Source organism: Paenibacillus sp. J31TS4 (assembly GCF_018403265.1).
Classification (GTDB): domain Bacteria; phylum Bacillota; class Bacilli; order Paenibacillales; family NBRC-103111; genus J31TS4.
This window is the reverse complement of the sequence record NZ_BOSI01000004.1, coordinates 342433-357217: the sequence shown is the minus strand read 5'-3', so window position 1 is coordinate 357217 and position 14785 is coordinate 342433. Positions and strand designations below refer to the sequence as shown.

The window sequence follows — 14785 nt, the reverse complement described above, 5'->3', positions numbered from 1 at the left end:
TCACGGCATAGAACTGGGCAGCTGCGCCGCAGCAGGATGGGTGCCGCAGATGCAGGGAAAGACGGATAGGTCGGCAGGCAGCTTGGAGAGAACCGGCGCCGAACAAGTGCCGGAATAAGATGAAATAGAAAAAAAGGTAGGCAACAGCATGCAAACAATATTCGGATTGGAGCCGGAGGTGTGGGCGAGTATCCAGGTGCTCGCGTTCGCGGTGCTTTTCCTGATGGTGTTGATTCTCTGGATCAAGTTCAGGAAAGTGAACAAGCGTTACAAGAAAATGATGTCAGGAGCCGAGGGCAATCTGGAGGAGATTCTGCTGCAGCTGCAGGAGGCGTACCGGCAAACGGGGGCGGCAAGCGAGGACCAAGGCGCGGCGATTCGGCAGCTGCAGGAGCAGGTCAAGGGAATCAAAGGGCGGGTCGGCGTCATCCGGTATAATGCATTCGCCCAGCACAGCAGCGACCTCAGCTTCTCTCTGGCCATTCTGGACGATTACAAAAACGGCCTCGTTCTGACCGGCATCCACAGCAGGAACGAGACGTTCCTCTATGCCAAGCCGCTAGAACAAGGCCGCTCCAAATATAGCTTGTCTCCCGAGGAGGAGAAGGTTATCCAATTGGTCTCTGAGCAGAAGGGGCAGTAAGGCCCGCATTTCTCTTCACCGACTGCAAAGAAAGCAGAAGCGATTGCGCGATAATCTCGGCCATCGTCATGACGAGGAACAATCTCGTATTCTGCAATACAAAGTATTCCATAAAGCCTCCGACATTGACGATCCCCGTGACATGGATATCGCCGACCGGGGGCAATTCTTTGTTCACACCTGCTCCGGGCTTGAGCGGTCCGGGGGCCACTTTAATCGCGCCTACGCTGGACAGCTGGCCAAGACAGGCATCAATTCCCACGACGAACGCATCGGTGTGCTTCTCCTGAATGCCGGCTAGCGTCTCAGCTAGATTCAAGGCGTGCACCGGCTCTTGAAGAGTACCGTACAAGTAAGCGCTAGGAGGAAGGGTCGGCTGCAGCTTCGAGCCGACGAGCGGCCCGAGCGAATCCCCGGTCGACCGGTCGGTTCCGATGCACACGATCACGATCGGGCGATGGGCCGGCACCCGATGAAAATAGTGGGCGAGCTGTCCGGACAGGGCGGCCTCGGGCTCGGGCGCCGTATAGGAGACGATCAGCGGCTCGGGGGGAAGCGAAGTCTCGGGACGAAAAGTAAACTTCATAGAGTTCCTCCATAGGCTCGTGAATTTTTACTAGTATACGGCCGAAAAAATGGGTTTATACATGGCGCGCAAAATAACGCGGCCAAGCTCCGGAAGCGTGCCGCACGGAATAGTAGAGCTGCTAGAGTCAGAGCCGCGGGCGGAACGCGGCACGACCCCGACAGAACCGGGAAGGAAAGGAACGGTAGGCGCGATGGACCAGAATGGGCTGATTGCCTTTGACTCGACCCAGCAGGCGCTGCGGGCCGAGATGCTGCTGGAATATGTAGACCTCGAGATCGATGTCTGTCCGACCCCGAAGGAGATTACGGCCGGCTGCGCGCTGGCAATCGCCTTCCACGAGGAGGATCTGGAGACCGTCCGGCGGATCATTCGGGACGAAGAGGTAGTCATCCGGGGAATCTATTTCAAAAAGGATGGCAAGTATGATACGATCGAGGAATAAAAAGAGAGGATCGTCGGAGCCGACAAAGGGAGGAACATCAGATTGTCAGTCTTAACGAGCAGATTTCTGGCGGAATTGCCTACCGAGGCGGAGATCAAAAGCGGAGTAGAGGAGATCAAGGACACGCTGTTCAACTCGCAGATGTGGATCAACTGGGGCTGGATCGCCGTCAAGATCATCATTCTTCTCATTATTGGTCGAATCGTCAGCACGCTCGCCCAAAAGATGGTGCATCGGCTGATGGCGAGCCGGGAGCGAAACCCGCTCCGCTTTGATGTCCGCCGGACAACCACGATCGGCAAGCTGTTCGGCAACGTGATCAATTACACGATTAACTTCATCCTCCTCATGCTTATCCTTAACCAGGTCGGCTTCAATTTGGGCCCGCTGCTGGCCGGCGCCGGCGTCATCGGTCTGGCTATCGGGTTTGGGGCGCAAAGTTTGGTGAAGGACGTCATTACCGGCTTCTTCATTATCTTTGAGGACCAATTCGCCGTTGGCGACGTCGTCCAGATCGGGACAGCCAAAGGAACGGTCGAGGAGATCGGACTGCGGGTAACCCGAATCGCCAGTTGGACCGGGGAAGTGTTCATTATCCCGAACGGCATGATTCAACAGGTGACCAACTTCTCCATCCGCAACTCGGTGGCGGTCGTCGACGTGACGCTGGCTTACAACTCGGACGTTGACCGCGCGATCGAGCTGCTGCGCGACGCCATGGTCGAGCTGGACAAGCAGGAGGACGACATTGTGAAGACCCCGAGGGTGCTGGGCGTACAGACGATGGGAACGAACGATCTCGTACTCCGGATCACGGCCGAATGCCGTCCCAACCAGCAGAGTAAGGTAAGCAGAGCTATTCTGTTCGAGGCTAAACGGACGCTCGACCGCTATCGGATCGAGATTTCGAAGACCGAGCAGACCAAGTAGGCCGGTCGTCAGACCGGCAGCCATTATCTACGCCGGCTTTGCCAGAGCCGGGAGGAAGGGGAAGGTACGGTGGAGAGAAAGCAGTTCGCGTTAGGCGACATCGTGCAGATGAAAAAGCAGCATCCGTGCGGAACGAACGAGATGGAGATCATCCGCATGGGAATGGATATACGGGTGCGCTGTACCGGCTGCAAGCACAGCGTTCTCATACCGCGGGCCAAATTCGAGAGCAAGATGAAGAAGGTGCTGCGCTCCAACCCGGCCGCAGCGGCGCAGGCGGAAGAAGGATTGCTGGAGTAGGACGGGACCGCAAGCCCTGTAAGAAGAGGTGTTAGGCAGCAGGTGACAAGCCGAAAAATTGGCAGTTGCCATGCTGCCTCATCCTGTGCTACAATACATCTTGTCTCTAATGGAAAGGTACCCAAGAGGCCCAAGGGGGCTGACTCGAAATCAGCTAGGCGGATCATATCCGTGCGTGGGTTCGAATCCCACCCTTTCCGCCATACATAAAAGCGAAGTGACTCTAGGGCGGAGTCACTTTTTTTGTTTCTTATATCTAAAACCTCTCTAATGTGTTCCAAACACGATTAGGGAGGTTTTTGTTATAATGGTTTAACTATTTGACAGATTGGGAGGAAAAAGGATAAAAGCGATAGCAAAGAAAAAATGGATGGTCATCTTTTTGGCAATCTTATTTGTCATAAGCATTTACGGCATGACGCGCCCCAAAACAAAAATTGATACCCATACATTTTCCGAGTTTATGTTGACATCTTCAGTTTATTATAAGGATATGAAAGAACTACCTATTTCCAGCTTGGAAAACCATTATAAAGGCGTTACCGTCTCCGATGTTTCCCATGCAAAAGTGTTCGTCAGCACAGATGGCACCGCCCGGGAATTTTCCATCATCGAAGCGAACAGTTTACAGAGTGCGGATCGTATTCAAAGGGCGATAAGCTCCTATAGCAAGGAACTTGCGGAAAAATACCGATTGGGAAATGCCGAAGAATATGAGCGTATGCGGGGTTATGTTATCCGGAGAACAAGAAATTATGTTATTTTAACAATTAGCGACAACAATGGAAGCGGCAATCAGCTTGTTGATTCTTACCTTAATAAAATCCATTATGACAAAAGAGAATGATTGCTCAAAGTCAACTTTTAATAATGCAAAGCGCTGGCAGCGATACTTGAAAACCAACACCCCTCATTCGGTTGTAGCCGATGAGGGGTGTTTCGTTCCAAACGCCATCTTCATTGCGCCTTCTTGGTCTCCCTAATCTGCACCATCCGGTCGGCGATATAACCGATCAGTGCCCAAGAGGCCACCGTCAGCACATAGGCGAAAAACAGGTTGATCGCCCGGATGTCCACGAACAACGTAAGAAACCAGAGAGGAACACTGAGCGAGAAGAGCATCATGTTTTTCGGGTCGAACCCGAGGTAATGATAGAAGCAGAGGAACAGCGACAGGGCGGTAAACAGCAGCGTGATCGTATAGCGTCTTCTCATGGTGACGCCTCCGTTAGTGGTTTTTCCGCTTCCACTTGCGATCCTTATTGGTCGTATCCGGGAAGCGTTCGCCCTTTTTCAGTGTGATCATCTGAGGGTCGTTCACTCCCATATGAATGGCTTTCTCCCCGATCTCCATATACACTCCGTCATTCGGAGCGCGGTCGCCCGGTTCGAATTGGGTGCGTTCTCCCATGGCCATCACCTCCATTGTCCATAGCGTACCCAGCGGGACCGTCCGCATGTATGCCGGTTTTTGCCGGGCGGATGAGGCGGAACGGACTTTCATGTTCGGCTTGTGTTCCCCCGATCAATTTGGTATAGTATTATGGTGCGAGTTTAAACATAGCTTTTTCCTCGCTCCTTGCTCCTGCTGTCCGCTGGACAGGCTTGGGGCCGTTTAGTCCAAAAGGAGGTGAACCTACATGCGCAAATATGAAGTGATGTACATCATCCGTACGGATATCGAGCAGGAGGCGACGCAAGCCGTCATCGAAAAGTTCGAGGGCATCATTAACAATGGTGGCGAAATCACGAAGAATGAAGTGATGGGTAAGCGCCGTCTTGCGTATGAAATCGACAAGTTCCGCGACGGGCATTACGTTCTCGTCCACTTCAACGCAACACCTGAAGTTGTAGCCGAACTTGATCGGGTAATGAAGATTTCCGACGAAATCATCCGTTACCTCATCGTTAACGACGTAGCTTAATAATCGACAGCTTCATTCGAGGAATTGCAGGAGGAGGGAACCCGATTGTTGAACCGTGTTATTCTTATTGGCAGACTAACCCGCGATCCGGAGCTTAGGTACACACCGTCCGGAGTAGCGGTCACCCAGTTCACCCTGGCGGTTGACCGGCCGTTCACGAACCAGCAGAACGAGCGGGAGGCAGATTTCATCCCGGTCGTAACCTGGCGGCAGCTGGCCGAAACCTGCGCCAACTATCTGCGCAAAGGCAGATTGGCGGCGGTGGAAGGGCGCATGCAGGTACGCAGCTACGACAACAACGAAGGCCGCAAGGTCTACGTGACCGAAGTAGTGGCGGACAACGTGCGGTTCCTGGAGTCTCCTAATCGGGATAACAACGGCGGCGGCATGCGGGAAGAGTCGTCCTACCAGCAGCAGCAGCCATCCGGTGGTAACCGGTATGGTGGCAATGGTGGTGGCGGCAATTCACGCGGTGGCAATCAGGATCCTTTCTCCGACGACGGGAAACCGATCGACATTTCCGACGACGATCTGCCATTTTAATGAGAAAGGGATGAAACCGAATGGGTAACCGCAGAGAAAACGGCGGCGAAGAGCGCAGCGAACGCAAGTTCACGCGCAAAGGCGGCCGTAACAAGCGCCGTAAAGTATGTTACTTTACTGTGAATAAAATCCAACACATCGATTACAAAGATATCGATACGCTGAAGAAATTCATCAGCGAGCGTGGGAAGATTCTTCCTCGCCGTGTAACTGGCACTTCCGCGAAGTACCAGCGGATGCTGACCATCGCGATCAAGCGTGCGCGCCAAATCGCATTGCTGCCTTACACAACCGAGTAGTCGAGCGACAAAAGCAGCGGGACTTTGATCCTGCTGCTTTTTTTGTACGCTGCTCGCGGAAAAGGAAAGCGGCGGGGCCGAGAGGGAGGAGCATCCTATGGAGACAGGAAGACGAGATGGACAAAACGAAGTGACGCTGACGGCGCTGGTCCGGTATCCGGTCAAATCGATGAAGGGCGAACGGCTGACCGAGGCGCGGTTGACCACGTATGGCTTGGAAGGAGATCGGACCCGGTATATGGAGATTCAGCCGGACGGCAGCCAGCTCACCGCCCGCAAGCTGCCCGGGCTGCTCGGCTATCGTGCTATCTGGGTAACGGAGCGGGTCACCGTGGAAGCGCCGGACGGCCTGCGGTACATCTGGGGCGAGCCGGCGCTTCGCGAGCGGCTGGAGCAGGAGAGCGGGCGCACGCTCATCCTCCGGACGCTCGATGCAACCCGCGAGCCGCTGATGGCCGTCGACGATGCGCCGCTGCTCGTCGTCTCGGCCGCCTCCGTCCGTGAGCTGGAGCGGCAGTGGGGTCAACCGCTCGATTGGCGGCGCTTTCGGCCGAACCTCGTCCTGTCGGACGAAGGGCTGCGGCCGTTCGAGGAAGAGGATTGGCTCGGGCAGACGCTGCAGATCGGCGAAGCCCGCATTCGCCTGGAGAAACGATGCGAGCGGTGCATGATGATCACGCTTGAGCCTGACAGCCAGCTGCGAGACCCGTCGCTGCTCCGACTCGTTGCCCGCGAGCGGGAAGCATGCTTCGGGGTGTATGCCTCGGTCCTAGTTCCCGGCACGGTCCGCATCGGCGATGTGGTGACCGGATGGGGAGCAGGAGCAGAGCGCGTTGAACAATAGAGACGCGGTTGACCACACCATGTGATGCCCAGCACCGCGCGCTGGGAGCTTCGCGCGATGCCGAAACAGACAAGATTCCAACGAACGATTATCCCTGCCGGGTTCACGGGCAGGGGTTTTTTGTTAGGAATCCTATTTACAAATGAGTAACCAACGGTTATTATATAACCAACGGTTACTAACCATCGGTAACAAATTAAAACAGAAGGAGTAGACCTTCCAATGAAACGAACGAGACAAGAGCAGAGAGCCGAGGAAACGAAGCGGGCGATCTTGGATTCCGCCGGCAGATTGTTCGCCGAGAAGGGCTTCCAGGCTGTCACGATGCGGGAGATCGCAAAGGACGCGGGATATTCGCACACCGCCATCTACCTCTACTTCAAGGACAAAGAAACACTTCTGCAGCAGCTCGTCATCCCGCCCCTGGAACAGCTTGCGCTGCAGTTCCGCCGGCTGAGCGAGCAGGGAACCGACGCCGCGGAGACGTTGAAAGCGATGGCAGAGTCGTATACCCGCTTCCTGCTCGACAACCGCAGCATGGCCGACGTGCTGTTCATGGAGAAAGCGGACCGCGTAGATATCCCGGAGCCCGAGCTAGAGGTAAACCGGCTGCGCAACCGGCTGTTCGCCGAGCTGCAAACCGCTGTCGCGGCCGCGCTTCCGGAGCTGAGGGGGGAGCCGCAAAAGCTGGAGGCCGCTCGTATGTACTTCTATTACTTGCAGGGAATCGCCAGCACGTACGGACGAAGCGAGGAGCCCGCCGGCACGCTGCTGGAGCGAATTCTCCCGCTCGTCCGCCGGGGAACCGACGTCCTGCTGCTGGGCATGAGAGCGATAACGAAAGAGGAGGCGTAAGAGATGAGGGTAGAACAACTGTCGCCGCATATCTGGTCGTGCAAAAGCTGGATGCTGTTCACCATCCAAGTATGGCTGGTGAAGGAGGAGGACGGTCTCGTGCTGGTCGATGCCGGGATGAAGGGAATGGTACGGGGCATCGAGGGGGCCATCGCGGCGATCGGACTGCCGCTCCGCCGGATTCTGCTCACCCATGGGCATAGCGATCATGTCGGCAGTGCCGAGACGCTGGCGCACAAATATGGCGTTCCCGTCTACCTCCACGCCAACGACATTCCGTACGCCGAGGGACAGCAGCCATTTCCGGGCCGCAAGCGGGCGGAGCGGCTGCTCCCCCAAGGTCTCGTTCAGCCTCTGGCAGACGACGGCGGCGAGGGACTGGCCCCGGTCGGCTCCCTCCGCCCGTACTGGACGCCAGGCCATTCGCCAGGGCATACCGCCTACTACCATGAAACCGACCGGGTGCTGCTCGGCGGCGACTTGTTCACGACCAAGCAGGGCAGGCTGAACCGCCCAATGCCGATGTTTACGGCCGATATGCCGCGGGCGGTCCGCAGCGCCGGCATCCTCCGGGAGCTGAATCCCGCGCTGCTCGCCGTATGCCATAGCCCGGCGCTGGCCGAGCCGGCCGTCCAACTGGACACCTACCTCGCCAAATGGCAATAACGGCCGGAGCGGCGGCGAATTAATATGCGGCGGACTTTGCCAGTGAGGCTCCCCCCTGTTTCCGTCGATGATGAAGACAGGGATTCGCTGCTCATCCGCCTACGCCTTTTCCTGCTAAACGTAATGCACACATCGCGCCGTTCTCTCATACAATACCGCTAAACCGGAGACAGGCCCGTGGATGCATAGCGGCTGCCTGCACGCCACGCCGGATGTCTCCATCGCCGTACTGTTCAAGCTACGGCTGTGACTGAAACCGCGCTTTCTTCGCACCGCCTGCAGCATCGCCAACTTTACCTCCCCCGCACTATCGACGGCACCTCCCATAGCAACATGGCTACAGATCTCCGCCCACCGGCGACCCCGACCAATATTTACGCTCTTTCGCCTCCTTGTGCTATAATCATGCTTAAAGCTGTTTAAGAAGGAGTTGGAATGGCGCCGGTGAACCGCACGAACCGAAGCATATTGTTCCCTATTGTATGGTGCGTCCTGTACGTGCTGCTTCTCTTTTCGATCCTGACCCCGCTCAACCTGATTACGGTTACCGTCATCATGGTTCCGGTGTTCGTGCTTTATATGAATTTGTCCGCGCGTTGGTTCGCAGCCGCCTACGCCGCTTCCTTACTTGTCTTTTACCTGCTTACGGGAGGCCTAGGCTGGGTATTCATTCTTCTATCCTTGTTTTTCCTTCCTCCCGTCATCGTCATGGGAAGCTTTCATAAAAAAGGAGCCCCCGCCAAAAATGCGTTGGTCGGAGGCACTCTGACGCTCCTCGCCGAGCTCGTCATTCTGCTCGTCGCCGTCCGTCTGGCGGGCGTCAACCCGGTCAAGGAGTTCCAGGATTCGTTGCAAACGACGTCTCCGGTGATATGGGAGCTGTGGCAGTCCCAGTTTACCCCGGAGCAGATCGACCTGCTGATGAAGTATGTCACCAACATGATTCCGTTCTTCCTTGTGACCTTCTCGCTGTTTTACGTGGCGGTCACGCATTGGATCGGCCGCAAGCTGGCCAACATGGGCGGGCATAAGCTCGTGCAGCCTTTGCCGCCGCTCGCCTCCTGGAAGCTGCCGAAATCGCTCGGCTGGTACTTCCTGGTGGCTCTTATTCTGGATATGGTGATGCGCGACCCGGATTCGTTCCTGACGATGGCAGTCATGAACCTGTTCTCACTCCTGTCGCTTGCGTTCGCCATCCAGTCGCTGTCCTTCCTTGCGTTTTGGGCACAGAAGAAGAGGAAGGGCCGGTTTTGGCCGGCGCTCGCGGTCCTCTTCATGATTTTTCTGCCATGGACGATGACGCTGTTTAGCCTGCTCGGATTGATGGATGTCATGTTTCCGGTCCGGGAAAGGATGAACGGCAAATCCTAAACCAAAGAGGTGCGAATCGTCATGCCCAAGTTTCTTTCCAAACGGTGGCACGGTCTTCATATGGTATGGACATTCGTCCTTGTGTTTCTGCTGCTTGTGCTATTGTCGTTTTATCAATGGGTATTGGCGGTTGTGGCCCTCGTGCCCACCGCCGTGCTCATTTTCTATGCGTGGCAGGCGGAGCGGGCGTTCGAAAAGGACTTCCGCGCTTACGTCACGACGCTGACCTACCGGGTGAAGAAAGCGAGCTCCGAGGTCATCAATGAGCTTCCGCTCGGCATTCTGCTTTATAACGAGGAGAAGACGGTGGAGTGGCACAACCCGTTCATCGCCCGGATGACCGGGCGGGAGAGCATCGTGGGGGAGCCGCTCCTCGAGCTGCTGCCGGGACTAAAGAACCGCAAAGAGCCGGTCTTCGACCTGCCGCTCGGCAGCAAAATCTACTCGGTGGAGAACAAGCCCGAGGAGAAGCTGTTTTATTTTCGCGACATTACGGAGCAGACCGAGCTCCAGAAGAAATACCAGGAAGACAAGATTGCGATCGGCATCGTGCTGCTCGACAATATCGACGAGGCGACGCAGGGGATGGACGACCAGACCCGGTCCATCACCCTCGCCCGTATTACGGGAGAGATCAACGAGTGGGCGCAGCGCCACCAGCTTTACCTGCGGCGGACCGCCTCCGACCGCTTCCTGCTCATTATGAACCAGAAGAGCCTGCAGGAGCTTGAGCAGGACCGGTTCGAAATTCTCGACGACGTGCGCGAGATGATCCCCGACGCCAAGGTTCCCTTCACGCTCAGCATTGGGGTAGCGGCCGGAGCCGGGACGCTCGGCGAGATCGGCACGCTGGCCCAGACGAGTCTAGACATGGCGCTCGGCCGCGGAGGCGACCAGGCGGCGGTCAAGGTCGGCCAGCGTATGTCCTTCTACGGCGGACGGTCCAACGCCGTCGAGAAGCGGACACGGGTGCGGGCGCGCGTTATCTCGCATGCGCTGCGCGATCTGATCCGCGAGAGCGACAAGGTCGTCATCATGGGGCATAAAATTCCCGATATGGACGCCATCGGCGCGGCCATCGGGGTGCTGAAGGCAGTTCAGCTGAGCAACAAGGAAGGCTATATCGTCCTTGAGGGCATCAATCCGTCGATCGACCGGCTGATGGAAGAGGTCTACGAGCACGAGCGAATCGGGCGCTGGTTCATCACGCCGGAGCAGGCGATGCAGCTGATCGGGCCGCGCACGCTGGCCGTCGTGGTCGACACCCACCGGTCGTCGCTTGTCGCCGAGCCCCGGCTCCTGCAGCTGACGTCCCGGGTTGTTGTGGTCGATCATCACCGCCGCGGGGAGGACTTCATTAACGACGCCGTGCTCGTCTATATGGAGCCGTACGCGTCGTCGACGTGCGAGCTTGTCACCGAGCTCCTCCAGTACTTCAACGATAAGATGACGATGGAGGTGCTGGAGGCGACCGCGCTCCTCGCCGGCATAGCGGTGGACACCAAGAGCTTCAGCCTGCGCACCGGTGCGCGGACGTTCGAGGCTGCCTCCTTCCTCCGCCGCAGCGGAGCCGATTCGGCGATGATCCAGCGGTTGATGAAGGAGGATCTGGAGGCTTATATCGAGAAGGCCGAGGTCATCAAGCACGCAGAGATCCTCTACGAGCATGTGGCGCTTGCGGCGGCTGAGCCGGGGCGCAAATATTCTCAGTTGCTCATCGCGCAAGTAGCTGATACATTGATTAATATGACCGATGTCTGGGCTTCCTTCGTCCTGTCCGAGCGACCGGACGGTCTAATCGGCATCAGCGCCCGTTCGCTCGGGCAGATGAACGTGCAGATCGTGATGGAGAAGCTTGGCGGAGGCGGTCATTTGACGAACGCGGCCGTTCAATTGGAAGGCACGCTTGAAGAAGCGACCGAGCGCCTCAAGCAGGTGCTCGCCGAAATGGAAACGGAAGAGGGGTTGTTCGAATGAAAGTTATCTTCTTGAAAGACGTCAAGGGGCAGGGCAAGAAGGGCCAAGTGAAGGAAGTATCCGAAGGCTACGCAGCCAACTTCCTGTTCAAGCAGCAGCTCGCCAAGCCGGCTACCGATTCCAATATCAAGGTACTCGATATGCAAAAGCAGTCGGAAGAGAAGAAGAAAGAGCAAGAGAAGGCCGATGCGGTAGCGCTCGGCAAAAAGATGGATGAGATGACCGTGAAGATTCTCGGGAAATCGGGCGAAGGCGGCAAGCTGTTCGGCTCCATCACCAGCAAGCAGATTGCCGAGGAGCTGCAAAAGCAGCACGGCGTCAAGGTCGATAAGCGGAAGATGCAGCTCGACGAGCCGATCCGTACGCTCGGCGTCACCCAAGTCCCGGTCAAGCTCCATCCGGACGTGACCGCTACGCTCAAGGTACAAGTAACGGAGGAATAAACATATGGAAGGCGAACTGCTTCTTGACCGGGTGCCGCCGCAGAATATGGAAGCCGAGCAGGCTGTGCTCGGCGCCATTCTGCTGGACGGCGAGGCGTTGGTTACCGTCATGGAGCGGGTCGGAAGCGAAGACTTCTACGGCACCAAGCATCAAACGATATTCCAGGCAATGATCGAGCTGGCGGAGGCCAATGAGCCGGTCGACCTGGTTGCGCTGACCGTCAAGCTGCAGGACAAGCAGCAGCTTGACCTGGTCGGCGGCGTCAGCTACTTGACCCAGCTGGCGAACGCGGTGCCGACGGCGGCCAACGTCGATTACTACGCGCAGATTATTGAAGAAAAATCGCTGATGCGGCGGTTGATCCGCACGGCGACCCAGATAGCTACTAACGGCTACTCCTCCGGGGATGCCGTCGGAGAACTGCTGAGCGATGCCGAGCAGCGGATCATGGAGATCTCGCAGCGGCGCTCGGGCAGCGGCTTTATCTCCATTCGCGACGTGCTCATGGAAGTGTTCGAGCGCGTCGAATTTCTTTATCAGAACAAGGGCGGGGCGACGGGGATCGCCTCTGGCTTCCGCGATCTGGACAAGATGACGTCCGGGTTCCAGCGCTCCGACCTGATTATCGTCGCGGCCCGTCCTTCCGTCGGGAAGACGGCGTTCGCGCTTAACATCGCCCAGAACGTCGGCATCCGGGAGAAGGAGACGGTCGCGATCTTCTCGCTCGAGATGGGCGCCGCGCAGCTCGTCCAGCGGATGATCTGCGCCGAGGCCAACGTCGACGCGACGCGGCTTCGGACCGGCTTCCTCGAGAACGACGACTGGGAGAAGCTGACGATGGCGATCGGAACGATGGCCGAGGCGAACATCTATATCGACGATTCGCCGTCCGTCACGGTCGCGGACATCCGCGCCAAGTGCCGGCGGCTGCAGAAGGAGCGCGGCCTCGGCATGATCCTGATCGACTACCTGCAGCTCATCCACGGGCGCGGCAAGGGAGACAACCGGCAGCAGGAGGTCTCGGAGATCTCCCGGACACTCAAGCAGATCGCCAGGGAGCTGCACGTGCCGGTTATCGCGCTCTCCCAGCTGAGCCGGGGCGTCGAGCAGCGGCAGGACAAGCGTCCGATGATGTCCGACTTGCGGGAATCGGGCTCGATCGAGCAGGACGCCGATATCGTCTCCTTCCTCTACCGGGACGACTACTATGACAAAGAATCCGAGAAGAAGAACATCATCGAGATCATTATAGCGAAGCAGCGGAACGGCCCTGTGGGCACCGTGGAACTGGCCTTTCTCAAAAATTATAACAAATTCGTTAGTCTAGACCGGTCGCATCAGGATGCGGCGCCTCCTTTTTAAGGGAGGCCCGCTCCGATGCGGCTTTTTCTTGTCCGTGTGGAGTGGACATTGGATGGCAGACTTACATGGCTTTGGAGCGAATGGAGAGCCTAAACAGGAGAGAGTTCTGTTTGCAAAGCCAATATCCGAACGATTGGTGAACGGCGCCTGTAATTGTTCGCTTTTATTGACTTTCAGGTAGGGGACTGCTACACTGAGGATGCTGCTTTTTTTTGGGGGGCAGCTAATTATAGGCACACTCGTGCCTGATGGGGGTAGTGCTTATGTCAACGGTTGTCGTTGTCGGAACCCAGTGGGGAGACGAAGGAAAAGGCAAGATTACCGACTTTTTGGCGGAATCAGCGGATGTTGTAGCCAGGTACCAAGGCGGGAACAACGCTGGGCACACCATCTTGATCCAAGGAAAAAAATACAAGCTGCAGATGATTCCTTCCGGAATTTTTTACAGCGATAAAATTTGTGTGATCGGGAACGGGATGGTTCTGAATCCAGCCGCCCTTATTGAAGAAATCAATTATGTGAAGGAAAATGGCTTCACGGCCGACAATCTGAGGATCAGCGACCGCGCGCATGTCATCATGCCGTACCACCTGCTGCTGGACGCGCTCGAGGAAGAGCGTAAGGGACCGAATAAAATCGGCACCACCCGCAAAGGCATCGGTCCGTGCTACATGGACAAAGCCGGGCGCAACGGCATCCGGATTGCCGACCTGATGGACGCCGAAGAGTTCGAGCTCAAGGTCCGTCATATGGTGAAGGAAAAGAACGCTCTGATCGAGCAAATCTATGGACAAAAAGGCCTCGACGCCGACGATATTATCCGTGAATACCTCGGGTACGCAGACGTGCTCCGTCAATACGTCACCGATACGTCCGTCGTCCTTAACGATATGATCGACATCAACAAGCGGGTGCTATTCGAGGGAGCACAGGGCGTCATGCTCGACATCGACCAGGGCACCTATCCGTTCGTCACCTCCTCGAACCCGACCGCAGGCGGCGTCTGCATCGGTTCCGGGGTAGGCCCGACCAAAGTTCACCAGGTCATCGGCGTGGCCAAAGCCTACACGACCCGCGTCGGCGACGGTCCGTTCCCGACGGAGATGTTCGATGCCGTCGGCGACAAGATCCGCGAGACCGGCAACGAGTACGGCACCGTAACCGGCCGCCCGCGCCGTGTCGGCTGGTTCGACAGCGTTGTAGTGCGCCATTCCCGCCGGGTCAGCGGCCTGACCGGCCTGTCGCTGAACTCGCTCGACGTGCTGACAGGTCTTGAGACCGTCAAAATCTGTACGGCCTACAAGCTGAACGGCGAAGTGATCGAGCACTATCCGGCCAGCTTGAAGCAGCTGTCGCAATGCGAAGCAATCTACGAAGAGCTGCCGGGCTGGAGCGAAGACATCACAGGTGTCCGCTCGCTTGACGAGCTGCCGGCGAACGCCCGCCGTTTCCTGGAGCGCGTCTCCGAGCTGACGGGCATTCCGATCGCGATCTTCTCGGTCGGCCGCAATCGCGAGCAGACGAATCTCGTGCGTCCGATCTACAAGTAAATCGCGTTTCTTCCTATATAATAGGAAGTTTTAGAAGCAGGTACT

The 14785-nt window shown here is 57.0% G+C and carries 19 protein-coding genes and 1 tRNA gene; 17 read left to right on the top strand and 3 right to left on the bottom strand.

Annotated elements, in window-relative coordinates; all coding sequences use genetic code 11:
- The first annotated feature begins 148 nt into the window (after positions 1–148).
- Entirely contained in the window at positions 149–643 is a 495-nt protein-coding gene (locus KJS47_RS19055) for a DUF4446 family protein (RefSeq protein ID WP_213526652.1), read from the top strand.
- Here KJS47_RS19055 and yyaC read toward each other — a convergent pair.
- Positions 609–1229, bottom strand: coding sequence for a spore protease YyaC (gene yyaC, locus KJS47_RS19050; RefSeq protein ID WP_213526651.1), 621 nt, complete (start codon positions 1227–1229; stop codon positions 609–611). The two genes, KJS47_RS19055 and yyaC, sit on opposite strands and share 35 nt — an antisense overlap.
- A 193-nt stretch (positions 1230–1422) precedes the next feature.
- Here yyaC and KJS47_RS19045 point away from each other — a divergent pair, with 193 nt between their 5' ends.
- The 5 genes from KJS47_RS19045 to KJS47_RS19025 all read left to right on the top strand — a co-directional run bounded on the left by KJS47_RS19045 (position 1423) and on the right by KJS47_RS19025 (position 3751).
- Positions 1423–1674 (top strand): putative Se/S carrier protein, encoded by a 252-nt coding sequence (locus KJS47_RS19045; protein ID WP_213526650.1) that lies wholly within the window; start codon positions 1423–1425, stop codon positions 1672–1674.
- Between the two features lie 42 nt (positions 1675–1716).
- Entirely contained in the window at positions 1717–2604 is an 888-nt protein-coding gene (locus tag KJS47_RS19040) for a mechanosensitive ion channel family protein (protein WP_249716537.1), read from the top strand.
- Positions 2605–2673: 69 nt separating this feature from the next.
- Positions 2674–2904, top strand: coding sequence for a DUF951 domain-containing protein (locus KJS47_RS19035; protein WP_213526649.1), 231 nt, complete (start codon positions 2674–2676; stop codon positions 2902–2904).
- A gap of 111 nt (positions 2905–3015) precedes the next feature.
- Positions 3016–3107: transfer RNA gene (locus KJS47_RS19030), tRNA-Ser, on the top strand.
- Positions 3108–3286: 179 nt separating this feature from the next.
- A complete protein-coding gene (locus KJS47_RS19025; protein WP_213526648.1) occupies positions 3287–3751 on the top strand; it encodes a DUF4358 domain-containing protein in 465 nt (154 codons plus the stop codon).
- Positions 3752–3861: 110 nt separating this feature from the next.
- Here KJS47_RS19025 and KJS47_RS19020 read toward each other — a convergent pair whose 3' ends face one another.
- Positions 3862–4119 (bottom strand): hypothetical protein, encoded by a 258-nt coding sequence (locus KJS47_RS19020; RefSeq protein ID WP_213526647.1) that lies wholly within the window; start codon positions 4117–4119, stop codon positions 3862–3864.
- A 13-nt stretch (positions 4120–4132) separates the two neighbouring features.
- Entirely contained in the window at positions 4133–4315 is a 183-nt protein-coding gene (locus KJS47_RS19015) for a YjzC family protein (RefSeq protein ID WP_213526646.1), read from the bottom strand.
- A gap of 229 nt (positions 4316–4544) precedes the next feature.
- Here KJS47_RS19015 and rpsF point away from each other — a divergent pair, with 229 nt between their 5' ends.
- The 11 genes from rpsF to KJS47_RS18960 all read left to right on the top strand — a co-directional run bounded on the left by rpsF (position 4545) and on the right by KJS47_RS18960 (position 14740).
- Positions 4545–4829: a 30S ribosomal protein S6 gene (gene rpsF / locus KJS47_RS19010; protein WP_213526645.1), complete on the top strand. Its 285-nt coding sequence runs from the start codon at positions 4545–4547 to the stop codon at positions 4827–4829.
- A 45-nt stretch (positions 4830–4874) separates the two neighbouring features.
- Positions 4875–5372 (top strand): single-stranded DNA-binding protein, encoded by a 498-nt coding sequence (gene ssb / locus KJS47_RS19005; protein WP_213526644.1) that lies wholly within the window; start codon positions 4875–4877, stop codon positions 5370–5372.
- A 20-nt stretch (positions 5373–5392) separates the two neighbouring features.
- A complete protein-coding gene (gene rpsR / locus KJS47_RS19000) occupies positions 5393–5671 on the top strand; it encodes a 30S ribosomal protein S18 (RefSeq protein WP_213526643.1) in 279 nt (92 codons plus the stop codon).
- A 97-nt stretch (positions 5672–5768) separates the two neighbouring features.
- Complete coding sequence (locus tag KJS47_RS18995) at positions 5769–6515, top strand: MOSC domain-containing protein (protein ID WP_213526642.1); 747 nt, start codon at positions 5769–5771, stop codon at positions 6513–6515.
- Positions 6516–6737: 222 nt separating this feature from the next.
- On the top strand, positions 6738–7370 hold the full coding sequence (locus KJS47_RS18990; RefSeq protein ID WP_213526641.1) for a TetR/AcrR family transcriptional regulator: 633 nt from the start codon (positions 6738–6740) through the stop codon (positions 7368–7370).
- 3 nt (positions 7371–7373) lie between these two features.
- Positions 7374–8036: an MBL fold metallo-hydrolase gene (locus tag KJS47_RS18985; RefSeq protein ID WP_213526640.1), complete on the top strand. Its 663-nt coding sequence runs from the start codon at positions 7374–7376 to the stop codon at positions 8034–8036.
- A 435-nt stretch (positions 8037–8471) separates the two neighbouring features.
- Complete coding sequence (locus tag KJS47_RS18980) at positions 8472–9407, top strand: DUF2232 domain-containing protein (RefSeq protein ID WP_213526639.1); 936 nt, start codon at positions 8472–8474, stop codon at positions 9405–9407.
- 21 nt (positions 9408–9428) lie between these two features.
- Positions 9429–11384, top strand: coding sequence for a DHH family phosphoesterase (locus KJS47_RS18975; protein ID WP_213526638.1), 1956 nt, complete (start codon positions 9429–9431; stop codon positions 11382–11384).
- Positions 11381–11827 (top strand): 50S ribosomal protein L9, encoded by a 447-nt coding sequence (gene rplI / locus KJS47_RS18970; protein ID WP_213526637.1) that lies wholly within the window; start codon positions 11381–11383, stop codon positions 11825–11827. The genes KJS47_RS18975 and rplI overlap by 4 nt, the downstream gene beginning before the upstream one ends.
- A gap of 4 nt (positions 11828–11831) precedes the next feature.
- The gene (dnaB, locus tag KJS47_RS18965) at positions 11832–13190 is read left to right on the top strand and encodes a replicative DNA helicase (protein WP_213526636.1); all 1359 of its coding nucleotides are present in this window, start codon (positions 11832–11834) and stop codon (positions 13188–13190) included.
- A 263-nt stretch (positions 13191–13453) separates the two neighbouring features.
- Complete coding sequence (locus KJS47_RS18960) at positions 13454–14740, top strand: adenylosuccinate synthase (RefSeq protein WP_213526635.1); 1287 nt, start codon at positions 13454–13456, stop codon at positions 14738–14740.
- The last annotated feature ends 45 nt before the right edge of the window (positions 14741–14785 follow it).

What these genes read in the sequence shown, in the direction of transcription:
- KJS47_RS19055 (WP_213526652.1), top strand. Translation starts at nt 149, where the DNA reads ATGCAAACAATATTCGGATTGGAGCCGGAGGTGTGGGCGAGTATCCAG.
- yyaC (WP_213526651.1), bottom strand. Translation starts at nt 1,229, where the DNA reads ATGAAGTTTACTTTTCGTCCCGAGACTTCGCTTCCCCCCGAGCCGCTG.
- KJS47_RS19045 (WP_213526650.1), top strand. Translation starts at nt 1,423, where the DNA reads ATGGACCAGAATGGGCTGATTGCCTTTGACTCGACCCAGCAGGCGCTG.
- KJS47_RS19020 (WP_213526647.1), bottom strand. Translation starts at nt 4,119, where the DNA reads ATGAGAAGACGCTATACGATCACGCTGCTGTTTACCGCCCTGTCGCTG.
- KJS47_RS19015 (WP_213526646.1), bottom strand. Translation starts at nt 4,315, where the DNA reads ATGGGAGAACGCACCCAATTCGAACCGGGCGACCGCGCTCCGAATGAC.
- rpsF (WP_213526645.1), top strand. Translation starts at nt 4,545, where the DNA reads ATGCGCAAATATGAAGTGATGTACATCATCCGTACGGATATCGAGCAG.
- rpsR (WP_213526643.1), top strand. Translation starts at nt 5,393, where the DNA reads ATGGGTAACCGCAGAGAAAACGGCGGCGAAGAGCGCAGCGAACGCAAG.
- KJS47_RS18995 (WP_213526642.1), top strand. Translation starts at nt 5,769, where the DNA reads ATGGAGACAGGAAGACGAGATGGACAAAACGAAGTGACGCTGACGGCG.
- KJS47_RS18990 (WP_213526641.1), top strand. Translation starts at nt 6,738, where the DNA reads ATGAAACGAACGAGACAAGAGCAGAGAGCCGAGGAAACGAAGCGGGCG.
- KJS47_RS18985 (WP_213526640.1), top strand. Translation starts at nt 7,374, where the DNA reads ATGAGGGTAGAACAACTGTCGCCGCATATCTGGTCGTGCAAAAGCTGG.
- KJS47_RS18980 (WP_213526639.1), top strand. Translation starts at nt 8,472, where the DNA reads ATGGCGCCGGTGAACCGCACGAACCGAAGCATATTGTTCCCTATTGTA.
- KJS47_RS18975 (WP_213526638.1), top strand. Translation starts at nt 9,429, where the DNA reads ATGCCCAAGTTTCTTTCCAAACGGTGGCACGGTCTTCATATGGTATGG.
- rplI (WP_213526637.1), top strand. Translation starts at nt 11,381, where the DNA reads ATGAAAGTTATCTTCTTGAAAGACGTCAAGGGGCAGGGCAAGAAGGGC.
- dnaB (WP_213526636.1), top strand. Translation starts at nt 11,832, where the DNA reads ATGGAAGGCGAACTGCTTCTTGACCGGGTGCCGCCGCAGAATATGGAA.
- KJS47_RS18960 (WP_213526635.1), top strand. Translation starts at nt 13,454, where the DNA reads ATGTCAACGGTTGTCGTTGTCGGAACCCAGTGGGGAGACGAAGGAAAA.